13 protein-coding genes are annotated in these 17,158 nt (G+C 61.3%); 6 read left to right on the top strand and 7 right to left on the bottom strand.

Going from position 1 to position 17,158, the window contains the following annotated elements; genetic code table 11:
* Window positions 1-28: 28 nt before the first annotated feature.
* On the bottom strand, window positions 29-922 hold the full coding sequence (locus AB5Y73_RS19625; RefSeq protein WP_005349020.1) for a LysR family transcriptional regulator: 894 nt from the start codon (window positions 920-922) through the stop codon (window positions 29-31).
* Window positions 923-1,014: 92 nt separating this feature from the next.
* Between AB5Y73_RS19625 and mdtH the strand changes: the two genes are divergently transcribed.
* Entirely contained in the window at window positions 1,015-2,211 is a 1,197-nt protein-coding gene (gene mdtH, locus AB5Y73_RS19620) for a multidrug efflux MFS transporter MdtH (RefSeq protein WP_005340523.1), read from the top strand.
* A 140-nt stretch (window positions 2,212-2,351) separates the two neighbouring features.
* Complete coding sequence (locus AB5Y73_RS19615) at window positions 2,352-3,263, top strand: bifunctional helix-turn-helix transcriptional regulator/GNAT family N-acetyltransferase (RefSeq protein WP_107683763.1); 912 nt, start codon at window positions 2,352-2,354, stop codon at window positions 3,261-3,263.
* A gap of 249 nt (window positions 3,264-3,512) precedes the next feature.
* Here AB5Y73_RS19615 and prfC read toward each other — a convergent pair whose 3' ends face one another.
* Complete coding sequence (prfC, locus tag AB5Y73_RS19610) at window positions 3,513-5,102, bottom strand: peptide chain release factor 3 (protein ID WP_085942070.1); 1,590 nt, start codon at window positions 5,100-5,102, stop codon at window positions 3,513-3,515.
* 429 nt (window positions 5,103-5,531) lie between these two features.
* Here prfC and AB5Y73_RS19605 point away from each other — a divergent pair, with 429 nt between their 5' ends.
* Window positions 5,532-6,254 (top strand): SDR family oxidoreductase, encoded by a 723-nt coding sequence (locus AB5Y73_RS19605; RefSeq protein ID WP_107683764.1) that lies wholly within the window; start codon window positions 5,532-5,534, stop codon window positions 6,252-6,254.
* A gap of 141 nt (window positions 6,255-6,395) precedes the next feature.
* Here the strand turns inward: AB5Y73_RS19605 and AB5Y73_RS19600 are convergent, their stop codons facing one another.
* The 3 genes from AB5Y73_RS19600 to AB5Y73_RS19590 all read right to left on the bottom strand — a co-directional run bounded on the left by AB5Y73_RS19600 (window position 6,396) and on the right by AB5Y73_RS19590 (window position 11,546).
* On the bottom strand, window positions 6,396-8,243 hold the full coding sequence (locus AB5Y73_RS19600; RefSeq protein ID WP_107683765.1) for a diguanylate cyclase: 1,848 nt from the start codon (window positions 8,241-8,243) through the stop codon (window positions 6,396-6,398).
* A gap of 225 nt (window positions 8,244-8,468) precedes the next feature.
* Entirely contained in the window at window positions 8,469-9,923 is a 1,455-nt protein-coding gene (viaA, locus tag AB5Y73_RS19595) for an ATPase RavA stimulator ViaA (protein ID WP_279499317.1), read from the bottom strand.
* A gap of 9 nt (window positions 9,924-9,932) precedes the next feature.
* Window positions 9,933-11,546, bottom strand: a complete 1,614-nt coding sequence (locus AB5Y73_RS19590) for an ATPase RavA domain-containing protein (protein WP_279499318.1) — start codon at window positions 11,544-11,546, stop codon at window positions 9,933-9,935.
* A gap of 314 nt (window positions 11,547-11,860) precedes the next feature.
* On the opposite strand from AB5Y73_RS19590, the gene AB5Y73_RS19585 reads away from it, so the two are divergent.
* Together AB5Y73_RS19585 and rimI are read left to right on the top strand one after the other, a co-directional pair.
* Window positions 11,861-12,295: a DNA polymerase III subunit psi gene (locus AB5Y73_RS19585; protein WP_118854288.1), complete on the top strand. Its 435-nt coding sequence runs from the start codon at window positions 11,861-11,863 to the stop codon at window positions 12,293-12,295.
* Window positions 12,296-12,413: 118 nt separating this feature from the next.
* Complete coding sequence (rimI, locus tag AB5Y73_RS19580; protein WP_043825830.1) at window positions 12,414-12,863, top strand: ribosomal protein S18-alanine N-acetyltransferase; 450 nt, start codon at window positions 12,414-12,416, stop codon at window positions 12,861-12,863.
* A gap of 37 nt (window positions 12,864-12,900) precedes the next feature.
* Here the strand turns inward: rimI and AB5Y73_RS19575 are convergent, their stop codons facing one another.
* The gene (locus AB5Y73_RS19575; RefSeq protein ID WP_005340504.1) at window positions 12,901-13,446 is read right to left on the bottom strand and encodes a hypothetical protein; all 546 of its coding nucleotides are present in this window, start codon (window positions 13,444-13,446) and stop codon (window positions 12,901-12,903) included.
* Between the two features lie 185 nt (window positions 13,447-13,631).
* On the opposite strand from AB5Y73_RS19575, the gene AB5Y73_RS19570 reads away from it, so the two are divergent.
* Window positions 13,632-15,422 (top strand): long-chain fatty acid--CoA ligase, encoded by a 1,791-nt coding sequence (locus AB5Y73_RS19570; protein WP_107683769.1) that lies wholly within the window; start codon window positions 13,632-13,634, stop codon window positions 15,420-15,422.
* Window positions 15,423-15,519: 97 nt separating this feature from the next.
* On the opposite strand, the gene gshA is transcribed toward AB5Y73_RS19570, so the two are convergent.
* Complete coding sequence (gene gshA, locus AB5Y73_RS19565; protein ID WP_279499319.1) at window positions 15,520-17,118, bottom strand: glutamate--cysteine ligase; 1,599 nt, start codon at window positions 17,116-17,118, stop codon at window positions 15,520-15,522.
* Between the last annotated feature and the right edge of the window lie 40 nt (window positions 17,119-17,158).

Raw genomic sequence — 17,158 nt, 5'->3', positions numbered from 1 at the left:
CCCGGTGCGGGCCTTGTCCCGCATCGCTCTACTCATTGCGCCACCGTTTCGCCAGCGTGCGGGCGGTGGCCAACACAGTCTCCCGGGCCGGGTTGGGCCGCTTGCCACCGCGCCACGCCATCATCACGTCCCAATGTTCCTGCGGCAGATTGCGCACATCGAGCCTGACCAGCCGCCCTACCTCCAGATCCCGCTTGATGGCCAGCTCCGGCATCAGGGTGATAAACCCGTGTTCCAGCGCCAGATCCCGCGCCGCACTGGCAGGCTGCACCGCATGCAGGGGGCTGGCAGCCCGCCGCAGCCGCCGCAACTGCTGGATAAAGACGTCACACCCCGGCCCCCATACCTGAGGCGCCAGCCGCTGGTCGGCAATATCCTCCAGGGTGAGGCCGTGACAACCGGCCAGCGGATGCAATGGCGAGGCGATAGCGATAATGGGGGAGCAGCAGAGCAGCTCCATCTGCAGGCCCGCAACCGGCGGACGCTTGAGTACAAAGCCGATATCGGCCTCCCCGGTCAGCAACGACTGCATGATCTCGCCGGAGTGATCCGTGGTGCAGCGGATCTCAAACGGCTCGTCCACCAGCTCCATCAATAGCGAGCCAAACACCACCGAAGTGAGGGATGGCAGGCTGGAGAGACGGATACAAGGCAGCGCAGGCGCCCCCTGCAGTGCCAGCCGCCCTTCGCTCAGGATCGCCAGCGCAGAGCGGGCCGATGGCAGAAACTCCTCGCAGGCACGGGTCGGCGTCACCCCGCGTCGATGACGCTGAAACAGCGGCGCCCCGAGGCTCTCCTCCAGCTGGGCAATCCGCTGGCTCACCAGCGGCTGTGACCAGCCACGAATGGCCGCCGCCTGACTGAAGCTGCCCAGCTCGGCCACATCCAGCAGCAGTTGCAGATCGTCCAGATCCATAGACATAAATAATCCTGATATGAAATATAGGTAGTTGTCGTCTACCACTATATCTAAACCCTCTCCAGAATGAAGGTATCTGTGAATGAGAGGGCGTTATGGTCGATAGGGCGAGGTTTTGGGGACGCTGGTTTCTGGCGCTGGATACCACACTGGTGATCCTGGGTTTCTTTGTGGTGATGCCGATGATCAGCCTGCGCTTCGTCGATCAACTCGGCTGGGCGGCCGGTCTGGTGGGGCTGGCCCTCGGCCTGCGCCAGCTGACCCAACAGGGGCTGGGGATCTTTGGCGGCTCCCTCGCTGACCGTTTCGGCGCCCGCCCGCTCATCGTCACCGGCATGTTGTTACGGGCGGTGGGTTTCGCCACCCTGGCCTGGGCCGACAGTGGCGCCATGCTGATCTTCTCCTGCTTCCTCTCCGGACTGGGCGGTTGCCTGTTCGACCCGCCCCGGGCGGCACTGGTGATCAAATTTACCCGTCCCCATGAGCGGGGCCGCTTTATCTCCCTGCTGATGATGCTGGAGAGCGCGGGAGCCGTCACCGGTGCCCTGCTCGGCAGCTGGCTGCTGCGCTTTGACTTCACTTACGTCTGCCTGCTGGGCGCCGGGCTCTTCACCCTGGCGGCTCTCTGCAACTGGACCCTGCTGCCCGCCTACCGCCTCTCGGTCAAACCGACTCCGATGCGGGAAGGGTTGGGGCAGGTGCTGGCGGATCGCGCCTTCTGCCGACTGGTACTGATCCTGAGTGGCTACTACATGCTGTGGGTACAGGTGATGCTGATTTTCCCCATTCTGGTCAAGCAGCTCTCCGGCACCACCACGGCAGTGGGCTGGATGTACAGCCTGGAGACGGCGCTGTCACTAGCACTGCTCTACCCTATCGCCCGTTTCAGCGAGCGTCGCTATCGGCTGGAGAGCCGGCTGATGGCGGGTATCCTGCTGATGACGGTGGGGATCGGGCTGGTCGCCTTCGTCAGCACCCTCTCCGGCATCTTCGTACTGCTGGCCTGCTTCTATCTGGGGATCATCATCTGTGAACCGGCCCGGGAGACCCTGATGACCCGGCTTGCCAACCCCACAGCCCGCGGCAGCTACATGGGCTTCAGCCGCCTCGGACTGGCGCTGGGGGGCATGACCGGCTATGTGGGCGGCGGCTCCCTCTATGACTTCTCGCTGCAACAGGGACAACCGGCCCTCCCCTGGCTGGTGCTGGGCACCATAGGCGTCGCCACCATGTTGCTGCTCGCCCGCTGCTTCTCCCGCCGCCCGGAGCTGGCTATCAGAGCCGCAGCCTGACGACCGCCCCACCTGCGGCAGCCCAATCAACGGGGCTGCCGCTCACCCCATATTCTGCAATATCATCACAGCAAAAGGTTGCGAATTACAACTTTTACGCTATTTTAGTTGTCATGCACAACTAAAAAGGAAACCACGATATGGATCCCCGTCCCCTGCGCGCCCTGTCGCGCGATCTGGTTCGCGAACTCGGCATGCTCTCCCAGCAGTGCGGCAACCTGGCCCTCACCCCCATCGAGGCTCACCTGCTGATCGAGCTGGAAAACGCCCCGGCCACCAACCAGCAACTGGCAGAAAAGCTGCACATCGACAAATCCAACGCCAGCCGCCCGCTGGCCCGCCTCGCCGAGCGGGAGCTCATCAGCTGGCACCCGCACCCCTCCGACGGCCGCAGCAAGGAGGCCCGCCTCACCGTCAACGGTCAGGGAATGCTGCTGGAGTTGCACCGGGAGATGGACGGGGCGATGGAAGAGATGCTGGCGCAGTTGAGCCTGCCCGAGCGGGAGCAGCTGTGGCAAGGGCTGCGGCTCTATCGCAGCGCCCTCTCCCGCGCCCGTCGCCAGCGGGGTTACCAGATCCGCCCCATCACGGCGGCGGACAATGCCCAGATCGCCTTGGTGATCCGCGCCGTCTCGGCTGAATATGGCCTCACCGCCGACAAGGGGTATGGGGTCTCGGATCCCAATCTCGACACCCTCTCCCAGAGCTATCAGGGGGAGAAGAGTCGCTACTGGGTCATCGAAGGACCGGACAGTTCCATCCTCGGCGGTGGTGGTATCGCGCCATTGGCAGGAGAAGAGGGAGTCTGCGAGCTGCAGAAGATGTACTTTATGCCCGCCCTGCGCGGACTGGGCCTTGGCAAACGGCTGGTGTTGCAAGCGCTGGATGCCGCTCGTAGCTTGGGCTATCAACGCTGCTATCTGGAGACCACAGAGGTGCTGCGCGAAGCCACCAGCCTCTATGAATCACTGGGCTTTGAACACCTGCCCGGCCCCCTTGGCTGCACCGGCCACGGGGATTGCGAGATCTGCATGGTGCTGACACTGGGGTAGCCCCCTCATCCCCAACCCTTCTCCCGCAAGGGGAGAAGGGAGCAAAAACACTTCCGCGATCTTTCAGGCAGACCTCTGATGGTTCCCTCTCCCTCTGGGAGAGGGCTAGGGTGAGGGCTGCTTGCGACTGGTATATGCTGAACCATTACCCCCTGCATCCCTCCTTAAACAGGCAAAACGGCACAAAACAAGAGACCCCGCCGAAGCGGGGTCTCTTTGATTATCTGCCAACAGGCAAACAAACCGTTATCAGTGCTCGCGAGTCTGGCGGAACTCAACGTCCGGGTGACGCTCCTGAGCTAGGCGCAGGTTGACCATGGTCGGCGCGATATAGGTGAGGTTGTCACCGCCATCAAGGGCCAGGTTGACCTCGTTCTTGCGCTTGAACTCTTCAAACTTCTTGACGTCGGTCCCTTCCACCCAGCGGGCGGTAGAGACGTTGACTGCCTCGTAGATGGCCTCGACGTTGTACTCGCTCTTGAGGCGCGAAACCACCACGTCAAACTGCAGCACACCGACCGCACCAACGATGAGATCGTTGCTGATGAGCGGACGGAACACCTGCACCGCGCCCTCTTCGGAGAGCTGGACCAACCCCTTGAGCAGCTGCTTCTGCTTGAGCGGGTCACGCAGACGGATGCGGCGGAACAGTTCCGGTGCGAAGTTCGGGATACCGGTGAACTTGAGATCTTCACCCTGGGTGAAGGTGTCGCCGATCTGGATGGTACCGTGGTTGTGCAGACCGATGATGTCACCGGCGAAGGCGTCTTCCGCCTGCTCACGGTCACCGGCCATAAAGGTCACGGCGTCGGAGATGTTCACATCCTTGCCGATACGCACGTGGCGCATCTTCATGCCCTTGCTGTAAGTACCTGACACGATACGCATAAAAGCGATACGGTCACGGTGCTTAGGATCCATGTTTGCCTGGATCTTGAATACGAAACCGGAGAACTTCTCCTCGGTCGCCACCACTTCGCGACTCTCGGCCTTGCGCGGCATGGGAGACGGCGCCCAGTCGGTCAGGCCATCCAGCATGTGGTCAACACCGAAGTTACCGAGCGCGGTACCGAAGAAGACCGGGGTCATCTCGCCAGCGATAAAGGCATCGTGATCGAACTCGGGAGAGGCGCCCTGCACCAGCTCCAGCTCATCGCGCAGTTGCCGGGCCAGATCTTCGCCGACGGCGGCATCCAGATCCGGGTTGTTCAGCCCCTTGACCACCCGCTTCTCCTGGATGGTGTGGCCCTGACCGCTCTGGTAGAGATAGGTCTCATCCTTGTAGAGGTGATAGACACCCTTGAAGGATTTGCCACAGCCGATTGGCCAGGTGATCGGGGCGCACATGATCTTCAGCTCGCGCTCCACCTCGTCCATCACTTCCATCGGATCGCGCACTTCGCGGTCCAGCTTGTTCATGAAGGTGAGGATAGGGGTATCACGCAGACGGGTCACTTCCATCAGCTTGCGGGTCCGGTCTTCAACACCCTTGGCGGCATCGATGACCATCAGGCAGCAGTCGACCGCCGTCAGGGTACGGTAGGTATCTTCAGAGAAGTCCTCGTGACCCGGGGTGTCGAGCAGGTTGACCAGACAATCGGCATAGGGGAACTGCATCACCGAGGTGGTGATGGAGATCCCACGCTGCTTCTCCATCTCCATCCAGTCGGATTTGGCGTGCTGGCCCGAGCCACGGCCCTTGACGGTACCGGCGCGCTGAATGGCCTGTCCGAACAGCAGGACTTTCTCGGTGATGGTGGTTTTACCCGCATCCGGGTGCGAAATGATCGCAAAAGTGCGTCTCTTGGAGACTTCACTCAGAAATTCAGCTGACATAATTCAACGTTCTTCTATTGAGCGGTGGCATCAGCCACCGTGGGAATAAATCCGGAATGCCGCTCACGGCACATGTATACGCAACGAAAGCCACGCCAGCTGGCGTGTTGCCAACCTGGTGGAGAGAGGGAGGAGGGTTGCGTTACATGGGTCTTCTCGCCTGAGTCAAAGCAAAATTGCGCGACATTATACCCGCGCGAGTGAAAAATACCCAGCATGACAAGAGATGATAATTTGGCCGCTCAGCCGTTTCACCGGTTCCAACTGAACAGAAAATCAAACACTCCGAATCGGATGGCAGCATCCGGACCACGTGGACTTGGCCCCCTCCCCATGCCAGCAACAACCACTCTTGATAAATTTTCATACTTGGACTTTCCCTATCCAGCTACAAATATGTAAATCGTATCTACATAATGGAGAGGTCATTACATGAAACATTCCACCCTGCACAATCAACAGATCGTCATTATCGGTGGTACCTCGGGTCTTGGCCTGGCCACCGCCCAACAAGCGATCGAGCAAGGCGCCAAGGTCATTATCGGCGGTTCCAGCCGTGAGCAGCTTGCCACAGCACTGGCTGAATTGGGCCCAAGTGCCAGTGGCCATCAACTGGATATTCTCGACGTCGACTCCGTCAATCACTTTTTCAACCAGCTGGATTCGCTGGATCATCTCGTCATCACCGCCGCTGTCATGCGACCAGCCAGCTTTCTCACCGCTGCCATCGAGGATTTGAAAATCAACATGGACAGCCGCTTCTGGGGAAGTGTTCATGCGATCCGCGCCGCAGCCCCCAAACTGTCCGAACGCGGCTCCATCGTGCTCACGTCCGGGATGGTGACGCGCCGCCCGCAACTGGGTAAAGCACTCCCTGCTGTTGCAGCTGGCGCGGTTGAAACGCTGGCTCACAGTCTGGTTACCGAGCTGACCCCCCGTCGGATCAACGTCATCAACCCGGGCCCCATGCGCACTCCCATGCTGCTTAAAGCACTGGGTAATGACCCACAAAAAGTGGCCGCAGTGGCGCAAAGCCTGCCGTTGAAGCGCTTGGGAGAGGGAGAGGATTATGCGCAGGCCGCGCTATTCCTGATGAGCAATAACAACATGAATGGTGAGGTGCTTCACCTCAATGGCGGCAGCGCCTGGGCATAACGCCCTTTTGACGGTCTTCTGCGCTCGTGCTTGCCAATCTGTCATCGCAGACAAGAACGAGCGCAGGGGACGAGCGTCATCGCCGTATCAGTGTGCTCCCGAATAGCGATGACACCCTGGTGAATGACAATACCCAGCCCGTCAGTTATCTGTTTCTACCCGGTTGCGCCCCGCCTCCTTCGCACGATACAGCGCATTGTCGGCACGCTGGATCAAGGCCGCCAGATCCTGATCATCGTCTCGCAGAGAGGCACATCCGATACTGATGGTTACCGGGTACGACATGCCGGGCAGCGCCCGGTTGGCGACCGAGTGACGGATCCGCTCAGCCACCCGGCACGCCTCTTCAAGGCTGGTATCCGGCAGCAGGATCAAGAACTCCTCTCCGCCGGTACGCCCCAACTGATCCTGGTGCCGCAGCTGACGATCTGCCGCTCGAGAGACCCATTGCAGCACCCTGTCTCCTTGATGATGGCCCAGGGTATCGTTGATCCGCTTGAAGTGATCGATATCGAACACCAGCAGACAAAATGGCGAGCCCTGCCTGCGAGCATGCGCCAACATATCGCTGCCCTGCCGCAGCACGCGACGGCGGTTGTTGATGCCGGTCAGCTCATCGGTAAAGGCCAGACGACGCATCCGACGGTTGCGATCAAGCAGCCACCCCATCGTCAGCAGCGCCAGTCCCCCGCAAAGCACCATCACCACCAGCAGCCAGAACCGACGCTCCTTGACCTGCTCCAGCTCCTGCTGCTGCAGTCGCTGCTCGACTCGCAGTCGCTCGTTCTCCCCCTCCTGACGGGCCAGCTCGAACTCGCCGCGAACCCAGGCCGTGCTCTGTTCCCGTAACAGCTGATCGAGCCGCTGCTCCTGCACCAGATGCTCCCGCAATGCAGCCAGCGCCGCCGGATAATCGCCTTGCAACTCGAGCGCCCGACTGCGTACCCAGTAGAGCTCGAGCAAAAAGCGTACGTGCCCTTCCACCTTCAAAATCGGCTCAATCTTCTCAAGCGCACGCAAGGCTGGCGCCGGTTCCTGCTGTTCGACTCTCAACCTCGCCCGCACCAGCTCGAGATGCGCATGGAGGATGGGGTCAACATCGGGAGAGAGCACCTTCGCCGCTTGTGCCAGCAAGCGTCCGGCATCAGCGGGGCGATTCAGCCCGAGCAGAGCCTCGGCCTGCATCACCATGCGTTCGGCATGCTCAATCAGATATTGAGGCTGATTATAAAAGGCCGCACTGCGTTCAAGCTCGCCCAGCACATCCTGATAACGCCCGGTCTGCAGATAGACCATCGCCAGTTGATCACTTAACCTTGCCGAGCCAAACCCGTCGTGACTTCTGGCAAAATGCTCGCTCAACCGGTTGAGGGTGGCGAGCGCTTCGGCATAGAGGCCCATACGACGAAATGTGGCTGCAATCTCGAGCTGCGCCTGGTGATACCAGGTGGGCAACCCCAGCTGCTCATAGATATTGTGCGCCTTGGTGAGATCCATCAGCCCCTGGCCTGAGACCCCCTGAAAAGACAGCATGGCCCCCCGGCGGGCCAGCGCCAGCGCCTCCAGCTTTGGCACGGCGGCCTCTCTTGCCAGCCGCAGCCCCTCATCGTAATCGTGGCGAGCCTTCGCTACCTCGCCGAGCAGCTGATTGAACCAGCCGCGGCAAATCGTCAGCTCCGCCACGGCGGCGTCATCACCCTGCTCGCGCGCAATGGCCAGCATCCGCTCCGCATTGGCGATGGCGGTACGGGACTCCTGCATGTCATCGGCCGATTGAGCCCAGCAAGCCAGACGACTGATCCGCATCTGCTGCGACGGCGGATAGGCGTTGCCGTCCCGCTGCAAACGGGCAACGCGCTCCCGCAGCAACTCGATCGGCTGATAGACCCGCTCCATCCCTCCCAGTTCATTTTCCAACTGCTCGGGGGACAAGGGTTTGGCTGCCAGCCCGAACACCGCCAGCAACAGCAGCAAGGCAAGTCGGCTCATACACACTCCGGATCAATGGGAAAGATCATCGGGCAAGCCGATGCCGGAAAATCACCATCTTTCCCCTGTAACAATGGTTGTAAAGGCTATCACCCGGACAGAGAGCCCGAATGGCAGGCTAGTCACATTTTACTGCGATATCATCGCGTTGGAATGAAAGCGGGGACGCACAGCGAAAAAGAGGGGCGGGATAACAACTCAAGAGGGGTTGCCCCCTCCCGGTCACTAGTGGTGCTGCCAGCGCCGCAGCAGCCGGCCACGCAGGCCGCAATCGAGCAGCCAGCTGTTGTCAAAGACCCGCAACAGCGCCTGCTTGGCGTGGCGGGACATGGCGACAGCGTGAAAACGGGTCTGGCGCAGGCGATAGCGGTTCATCTGATCGAGCAGGAGATGAGGCAAGCTTTGGGCGATAAAGTCGGAGATGACCAGCACATCCGCCTTGGCAAAGGCGGGATCATCGAGCTTGGCCAGCGCCTTCTCCAGACAAGGCACCAGATCGGTACCGCCGTGAAAACTCATGGAGAGAAAGCGCTCCGCCTTGTCTAGACCGGTATCTGCGGTGATCTCGAGGGTCGCCACCTCGGTGGAGAAGAGCATCAGGTAGCAGCCGCGCTTCTCATCCATCGCCACCTTGAGCAGCGCCAGAAACAGCGCCTTGGCACACTCCTCGGGATAGCCACCCATGGAACCGGAGGTATCGACGCAGACGATAAAGGGGCCTCGCTGCTGCAACTGCTGCCCCCCCTGCTCCGGAGTGCGCAGCATGATGCGCTGGCGCGGCAAGGTGCCACGTGACTGGTAGCTGAGCAGGCGCCGCTCCAGATAGCGGCGATAGAACTCCAGCTCCAGCTCCGGCAGCCCCAGCATCACAGCTTCACTTGGCAGCAGCCGCATCAGATCGTTCGCCTGATGGATGCCCACCAGATCGTCCGGCACATCGTCGCTGGGGGCAGGCTCTAGCTCCAGCACCTGAACCGGCGGCACAGGTTGCTCCTGCGCCCGCCGATCCCGCTCGCTGCGCCCGAGCAGGCCGGCAATCTCCGCCAGCAAGGGCTCGCGCTGCAACATGCGGGCATACTGCTTGACCAGCACCAGACTGCGCTTGTGCCAGTGCCCCTGTGCCAGATCCCACAAACCACCGGCGGAGATCTGGTTGGGATCGAGGGCATCGGCCAGGGTGCGGCTCGCCAGCAGCTGATCTTCAATCTCCTGACGCTGCTTCTCCCGCTCCGCTTCGGCGATCTGCTGCTGCAGTTGCAACAGGCTCCCCACCAGACTGGCGCGCCACTTGTCGATAAAGAGCTGGCGCAGCCCCTCGGTGGGGTGGGCCGTCAGCTGACGCACCAAGGATCTGGCCTCACCGGCGAAGGGGCTGTACTGCTCCAGCGACTCCAGCAAGCCGGGCAGGCGACCAATCAGCGCGGTCATCGGCAGTTGCCGGTGTGCCTGATAGAGCAGGTACTCCTGCTCCAGCGCCACCGGCACCGGCTTGTGACGGATCTCCTCGCCAAGCTGCTCGCCCCAGCTCTGCAGGCGCTTTTTCAGCAGCTTGCCCTGTAGCGGGGAGCGTTTGATAAATTCGGAAATCTTGGGCGAGGCCGCCAGCAACGCCACCACCTCTCCCGCCAGCTCACCCTCTCCCATGAGAAGGCCCAGATCCAGCATGCCGATCTCAAGCATGAGCGCTCCTTACTCGTCCAGCCTTGGCAACCGCTCGCGCCACTGGGTCAGCTCGTTGCGCAGCAGTTCGAGATCCCGGTTCAGCACAAAGAAGCTGTCTTCCACCTGCTGCAGCCAGCGCTGGGCGATAAAGAGGTGTTGCTGGTGACGTTCGAACAGGCTGCGCTGCTGCTTGAGCATCTGCATCACCTTGCCGACCTGAACCAGCTGCTCGTCGAGCGACTGCAACCAGGGCGCCAGCACCACCTCGGGGATGGCGTTGCGCTCCATCAGCACCAGCGGGATCTGCTGACGCTGGATATCAAGCACCTGCAGCCGTAGCTCATCGTCCAGCACCAGCTCGTAATGCCCCTCTTTCGGGTTGCCAAACTCATAACCCACCAGTGCCTCACCGGTGGGATGCCAATGGGAGAGCAAGGTTCGATCGAACACCAGGGTGCGGGTGAGACGCTCGGGATCGCTGCCATCCAGCGGAGCCGGGGTGAGCAGATGGAAGTGCACCTGTTTGCCAAAGGGCCTGGCATTGGCGAGCGGGATCTCGATGCCCCGAGCCCGCCGACCAAACCACTGCTTGCGTTGGCGGGCCTTTGTGCACAGGCGCTGGGCCACGCTCTGTTTGAGCTGTTTGAACTGATCCCGCAACGCCAGCAGCTGACGGGTCATCGCCAGTTGCTGATAGCCGTAGAGACGGGAGAATTCGGTCATCATCTCCAGCAGGGCGGTGCGGGACTCCTCGTCATGCCAGAGACAATCCTTGAACAGCAGCAGATCTACCGGTGCGACCTCATCGCGGCCATTGAAGAAGGCGCTCGCCTTGATAAGCCGTACCGCCTTCTTCCAGCGGCGATCCGACACATAGCAGCGATGGGCCAGCTGGCTATCGAGCTGCTGGCGCAGCTGATAGATGAGCTCGAAACAGGCATCTGGCAGGCGCACCTGTTCAATCTGGTTCTGCCACTGCTCGTACTCATCCCCCCGGATCTGCAGGGATTCCGGCAGATTCTGGTAGGCGTGGCCATCGCTGGCCAGCATGGATTGAAAGTTGGCTTTCTCCTGCACCCGGTCCATCCAGATCCGAACCAGCATCCGGTCGTAGAGCGCTTCCAGCCCGCTGTCCGGCGCTGGCAGCTCGTTGGACGCGGTCACCAGCAAGCGCATCGGTATGGGGTGCTGGCTGTCGCCGTTGCGAAACTGCCGCTCGTTGATGGCGGTGAGCAGGGTGTTGAGGATGGCGGGGCCCGCCTTCCAGATCTCGTCGAGGAACACCACCTCGGCCTCCGGCAGATAGCCGGTGGTGAGGCGCAGGTATTTGCCATCCTCTTTCAGCGCCTGAATAGAGAGGGGGCCGAACACCTCCTCCGGCGTACTGAAACGGGTCATCAGGTATTCAAAGTGGCGGGCGTCGTGAAAGGCCAGCTTGAGGCGGCGGGCAATCAGGCTCTTGGCGATACCGGGTGGCCCCAGCAAGAAGACACTCTCGCCGCTGAGGGCAGCCAGCAGACCGAGGCGCAGGGCATCCTGCCGTTCGTAGAGTCCCTCACCGAGGGCGGCCAGCAGCCGGGGCAAGCGCTCCTGGATGGGAATAAGACGCGCAGGGTTCTGGGCTTGAGCTAAAGACGACATAGAGAGTGTTCCGAAGCTGGGATGATGTTAGCCCCAAGGCGCGATATCCATTTGCTCGACCTTGGGTTTTGTCTTGTTATGATGTTTATTCTGGTATCTCTTGCCGCACAATACCCGCCTCTGGCAGGAAAAAACGCAAAGGCAGTGCGATACCGTATCGGCAGCGTGCTGCGCCCATGCATAGCCAGTGTCGTGATGAGTACCATGCCCGCATGCGCCAGATGATGCGTTGCAAAGGGTGCAGCAAAAGCGGTTCGAGTGTACCCTGCGCAACACAATTTTCCCCAATGCAGATCAAGAGTGAGTCGCCTCAAATGCAAGATCCCGTTCGTCAGAGCATGTTGGCCCGCATGGGCATTCAAAGCTGGCAACTGCGTCGTCCGGCATTGCTGGGCGCAGCACCAGCTCCCGAGCTTGAGCAAAACGCCACACAGCCGGGCCAGACGGCACCGGCCACCCGCGCTCCGCTGCCCAGCGGCAAACTCTGGTTGCTGGCGCCTCAGCTGCCTGCCACCACGCTGCTGGCGGATATCTGCCAGTTGCTCGGCATGACCCCCGACGAGGTCTCACTGCTCAGCGAGCTGCCGCCTGCCAATCTGCAAACGGCGGGCGCCTCCCCCCTGCTCTGGCTGACAGAGGCCAACCCCGCGCGGCCTGATGCGCTGATCTGCCCGCTCGCCCCCAGCGCCGCGCAAAAGCGCGCCCTGTGGCAACAGCTGCGCCAGCACCTTGCGGCCAGCGCGGCGTGATCCTGCATCATGCCGCCAAGACCCACAGTGATGCCGCTCTTTTTACCTGATTTTACAAATGCCGCCTCTGCAACCTCTGCTAACCCCAGTGCCCAACATCTTGCCATCCGGAGCCCCCATGCCTGAGTTTCGTCCCCTGCTCGAGAGCGATTTCGACCTTGTCTACCCCATCGAGCAAGCCGCTCACAAGGAGCCGTGGAGTGAGGCCAACCTGCTCTCCTGCTTCGGTCCTCGCTATCTCAACGGTTTGATGCTGGTCGATGGTCGCCCGGCGGGCTTCTATATCTCGGATCTGGTGGCCGGTGACAGCTCGCTGATGAACATCTGCGTGCATCCGGCGTTTCAGGGCCAGGGGTTGGGACGGGCGCTGTTGCAGGCCTATCTGGCGCGCAGCAAGCAAGCCGGGGCAGAGGCCTGGTTTCTCGAGGTGCGGGCCGGTAACCAGACCGCCATCAACCTCTACGAGAGCGCCGGTTTTGCCGAATATTGCCGCCGCGCCGACTACTACGGCACCGGCAACGACAGGGAAGATGCGGTGCTGATGTCGCGACTGTTCGATTTCGGCTGATCCAGCCTGTTCGTCGCGCCCAAGCCTTTTGTCCCCCTCAATCGAGGGGGGCATTGTCCAGCGCCGGATCCTGCAAGGCCAGCGTAGTGTGCACCACCGCCTCGAATCCGGCCCCGGAGAGCGGCATATAGAAGCCACGCTGCCAGGTTTTCCCCGGCATCCAGATCTGGTCGATATCCACCACTATCTTGATGGGTCTGAGGGGCTGGCCCGGCTGCTGGATATAGATGCCGGGCGGCGTGGCAACCTTGGGAAAGCGGCGCAGGATCTGCTCGCTGCCATCCCCCTTGCCCGGGTTGAGCCGCACTTTCACCAACCGGGCCAGCGGACCAGCCATCTCCTTGCTCTGCCAGAATTTCTTCTCCAGATCGCCGCAGCGGCGGCACTTGGGGGTCTCCAGCACATAGAGCAGCGGATAGCCCAACGCCAGCGCTTGTTGCTGCGCCTGCTGATACCCCTCGGCCCCCTGATACCAGGGATTGGCGGGCCCCTGTGATGACGTTCCGGCAAAGAACCAAAACGCAGCGCCCCCCACCACCATCAGCCCGACCGCGGCCAACGCCCCTTTCACCCACAGATTCATATCGTTAACCCTCTCTCTGCCTCCTAGCAGTATCGGCCAGTCTGCACAAAGGGAGAGCTATTTGCGCTCTTTGTGATCCAAGACAAACAGCGAACACTTGTAAGCCGTAATGTTGGAGTTTAAACTCTAGCCCGATTTTTAGTGCCCTCGCGGGCGTACAACTGTAATTAAAGGATGTTTAACTGATGCCGAAGCTTCATCTGGTTCGACTGATGCGTGAACGTATTGCCCAGCTTGGCAACAAGGCTGCCCTGCGGGTTCAGCAGGATGGCCAGTGGCGCGCCATCGGCTGGCGTACTCTGGGCCAGGCCATGGACTACTGCGCACAGGCGCTGATCCGTGCCGGCCACCAGCCAACCGAAATGGTCGGCATCTATGCCCGCAACATGCCGGAGTGGACCCAGGCCGATCTCGGCATCCTCGCCGCGCGCGGCGTCAGCGTCCCCATCTACCCCACCAGCACCCTGGATCAGCTGCGCTATATCGTGCGCGATGCCAACATCGGCCTGCTGTTTGTCGGCGAGCAGCCCCAGTTCGATCAGGCACTGCAACTGATTGAAAGCGGCGAGATCCGCCAGATCGTCGCCCTCGACGGCAGCGTCAACCTGCGCGGCTGTGCGCAAGCGAGCCACTTTCAGGAGTTTCTGGTCTCCGGCAACCATCAGCCCAGCGAGCAGGAGCTGCGGGCACGGGAGAGCCAGTACCGGATGGATGATCTGCTGACCCTGATCTACACCTCCGGCACCACAGGCGAGCCCAAGGGGGTCATGCTCGACTTCAGCAACATCGCCGCCTGTTTCGAGATGCACAACAGCCGCCTCGACCTCAATCAGCAGGATGTGTCGCTCTGCATGCTGCCGCTCAGCCACGTGTTCGAGCGGGCCTGGAGCTACTACGTGCTCTACTGTGGTGCCGAGAACGTCTATATCCGCGATCCGCAGAAGGTGATGGATGTGATTGGCGAGGTGCAGCCGACCGTGATGTGTGCCGTGCCGCGCCTCTACGAGAAGGCCTACGCCATGATCCAGGCCAAAGTCGCTCAGGCTCCGGCTCTGCGGCGCGCCCTGTTTGGCTGGGCGACCAAGGTCGGCAAGCAGATGGTTGCCACCCGTCAGGCGGGCAAGTCCGCTTCCCCGCTGCTCTACGGCCAGCTCTGGCTCGCCGAGCGACTGGTGTTTCGCAAGCTGCGCGCCCGTTTTGGCGGCCGCACCCGCTTCCTGCCGGTGGCAGGCGCCCGTCTTGCCGACGATGTGAACCTCTTCTTCCAGGCGATGGGGCTCAACCTCAAGTACGGCTACGGCATGACCGAAACCACCGCCACCGTCTGCTGCTACGAAGAGAGCCAGTTCAAGCTCGGCTCCATTGGCACGGCACTGAACGGCATCGAGGTGAAGCTGGGTGAGAACAACGAACTGCTGGTGCGCTCCCCCACAGTGATGCGCGGCTACTACAACAAACCGGAAGCCACCGCCGAGGTGATGACCGAAGATGGCTTCCTGCGTACCGGCGATGCCGGTGAGCTCGATAGCCAGGGCAATATCTACTTCACCGAGCGCCTCAAGGAGCTGATGAAGACCTCCAACGGCAAATACGTGGCTCCGCAACTGGTGGAAGGGACCATCGGCAAGGATCGCTTTATCGAGCAGATCGCCATCGTCGCCGATGCCCGCCACTTCGTCTCTGCGCTGATCGTGCCCTGCTTCGAGTCGCTGGAGGAGTACGCCCGCTCCATCAACCTGCAGTACCAGTGCAAGACCGAGCTGCTGCGCCACTCCCGGGTAATGGAGTTCTTCGAAGCCCGCATCGCCGACTTGCAAAAAGAGCTGGCCAAGTTCGAGCAGGTGAAGAAGTTCACCCTGCTGCCGAGCGCCTTCTCCATGGAGTTGGGTGAACTGACCCCCACCATGAAGCTGCGCCGCAAGATCATCGAAGCCAAGTATCAGAGCGAAATCGAGGCCATGTATAACCATGTCTGAGTACAACCACGTCTGATATCGCTCAGGTTCAGAGAAATAAAAAAGCCGCTCACTCGAGCGGCTTTTTGTTGGCACTTTGGTTGGTACGAACCCGTCTTCAGGCCGTGGTGGTACTGGTTCCGAAGTAGTCGGCCAGGAAGTCATCGAACGACAGGCTGTCGCTGCGCTCGCGTTCGCGCTGCTTGGCCAGCGAATCCTTCGCCTCACCGGCAAAGTAGGCCTCATCCCAGTACTGCAGCTCCCCTGCCAGCAGCTCCTCGCGATAACGGGTCGCCAGCTTGTCACCGTAGCAGCCGTTGTCCTTGCCGCTCTCCAGCAGCTCCTTGAGCATGCGGGCGGAGTAGGTGAGCTCGGGGTTGAGCAGCTTCTCGCGGTGCATCGCCAGCGTCTCGCGATAGCGGTTGCGGCCGCAGCAGCGATCCAGCAAGTCGGCCACCTGAGCCAGCTCGTCGAACAGTTTGAGGCCGTACTCTTTCAGGCCAATGGCATTGCCCTGCTCATCTTCCAGCGTCAGGCCGGGACGACGCCCTTCCAGCACTACCTTGTTCTGGTTGCGGCGGTTGCGGGCAATCTCCTCGTCACTCAGCACCGGAGAGGGGCGCAGCAGGCACCAGACCAGGAACAGGTCGAAGAAGCGGATCTGGTCGGCGTCGATGCCGAGCGGGGTGAAGGGGTTGACGTCCACGGTACGCAGCTCGATGTATTCGATGCCGCGCTGATCCAGCGCATCCGAGGGCTTCTCGCCGCTGCGCGGGGTGCGCTTGGGGCGGATCGGGGCGTATAGCTCGTTCTCCAGCTGCAACACGTTGTCGTTAAGCTGACGATACTCCCCATCCACCTTGACCCCGATCTTGGCAAAGTCGGGATTGTGGGTGTTGATGGCGCGGCGCAGGCTGCTGACATAGGCAGGCAGATTGTCGTGGCTGATCTTGAGCCCCACCTGGGCGCTGTTGGTATAGCCAAGATCGGAGAGACGCAGCGCGGTGGCGTAAGGCAGATAGAGGGTGCCCTTGCCGGTCTTCTCGAACGGCAGGTTGCTCTTGCGCCCTTTGAGGAAGGATTCGCAGATGGCCGGGGAGGCGCCAAACAGATAGGGCACCAGCCAGCCGAAGCGGTAGACGTTGCGAATAAGCCCCATGTACTTGTCGGAGATAAAGCGCTGGCTGCAGCACCCTTCGCACACCAGATCCTGCCACTCGCTCCAGAAGCTGTCGGGCATGGAGAAGTTGAAGTGCACCCCGGCGATCACCTGCATCAGGCTGCCGTAGCGGTTCTTCAAGCCCTGACGGTAGAGGGTCTTCATCTTGCCGATGTTGGAGCTGCCGTACTGAGCCAGTCGGATGCTCTCTTCCCCGCCGACGAAGCAGGGCATGGAGAGCGGCCAAATCCGCTCGTCACCCAGATGCTGAATCACATGGTGATGGATGTCGCCGAGCTGCTCCATCAGGCTGTCGATGGAGTCGGTGGCCGGGGTGATGAACTCCAGCAGGCTCTCCGAGTAGTCGGTGGTGATATTGGGATGGGTCAGGGCCGAGCCCAGCGCCCGGGGATGGTCACTCTGGGCGAGTCGGCCATCCGGCGTGATGCGCAGGCATTCACGTTCGATCCCGCGCCGGATCCCCTTGAGCGCGGTGAGGCGCTCCGGTGATCCCAACGCATTCAGCAACTCGGTGAGCGACAAGCTTGTTGTAGTCATATTCACGGCTCATGTGAGGCCGCCCCATCCGGGGCGGCTC

This window comes from Aeromonas sp. s7(2024) (assembly GCF_040907825.1).
GTDB classification, from domain to species: Bacteria; Pseudomonadota; Gammaproteobacteria; order Enterobacterales; family Aeromonadaceae; genus Aeromonas; species Aeromonas veronii.
The sequence above is the reverse complement of the archived record's forward strand: the minus strand, read 5'-3'. Positions and strand labels throughout refer to the sequence as shown.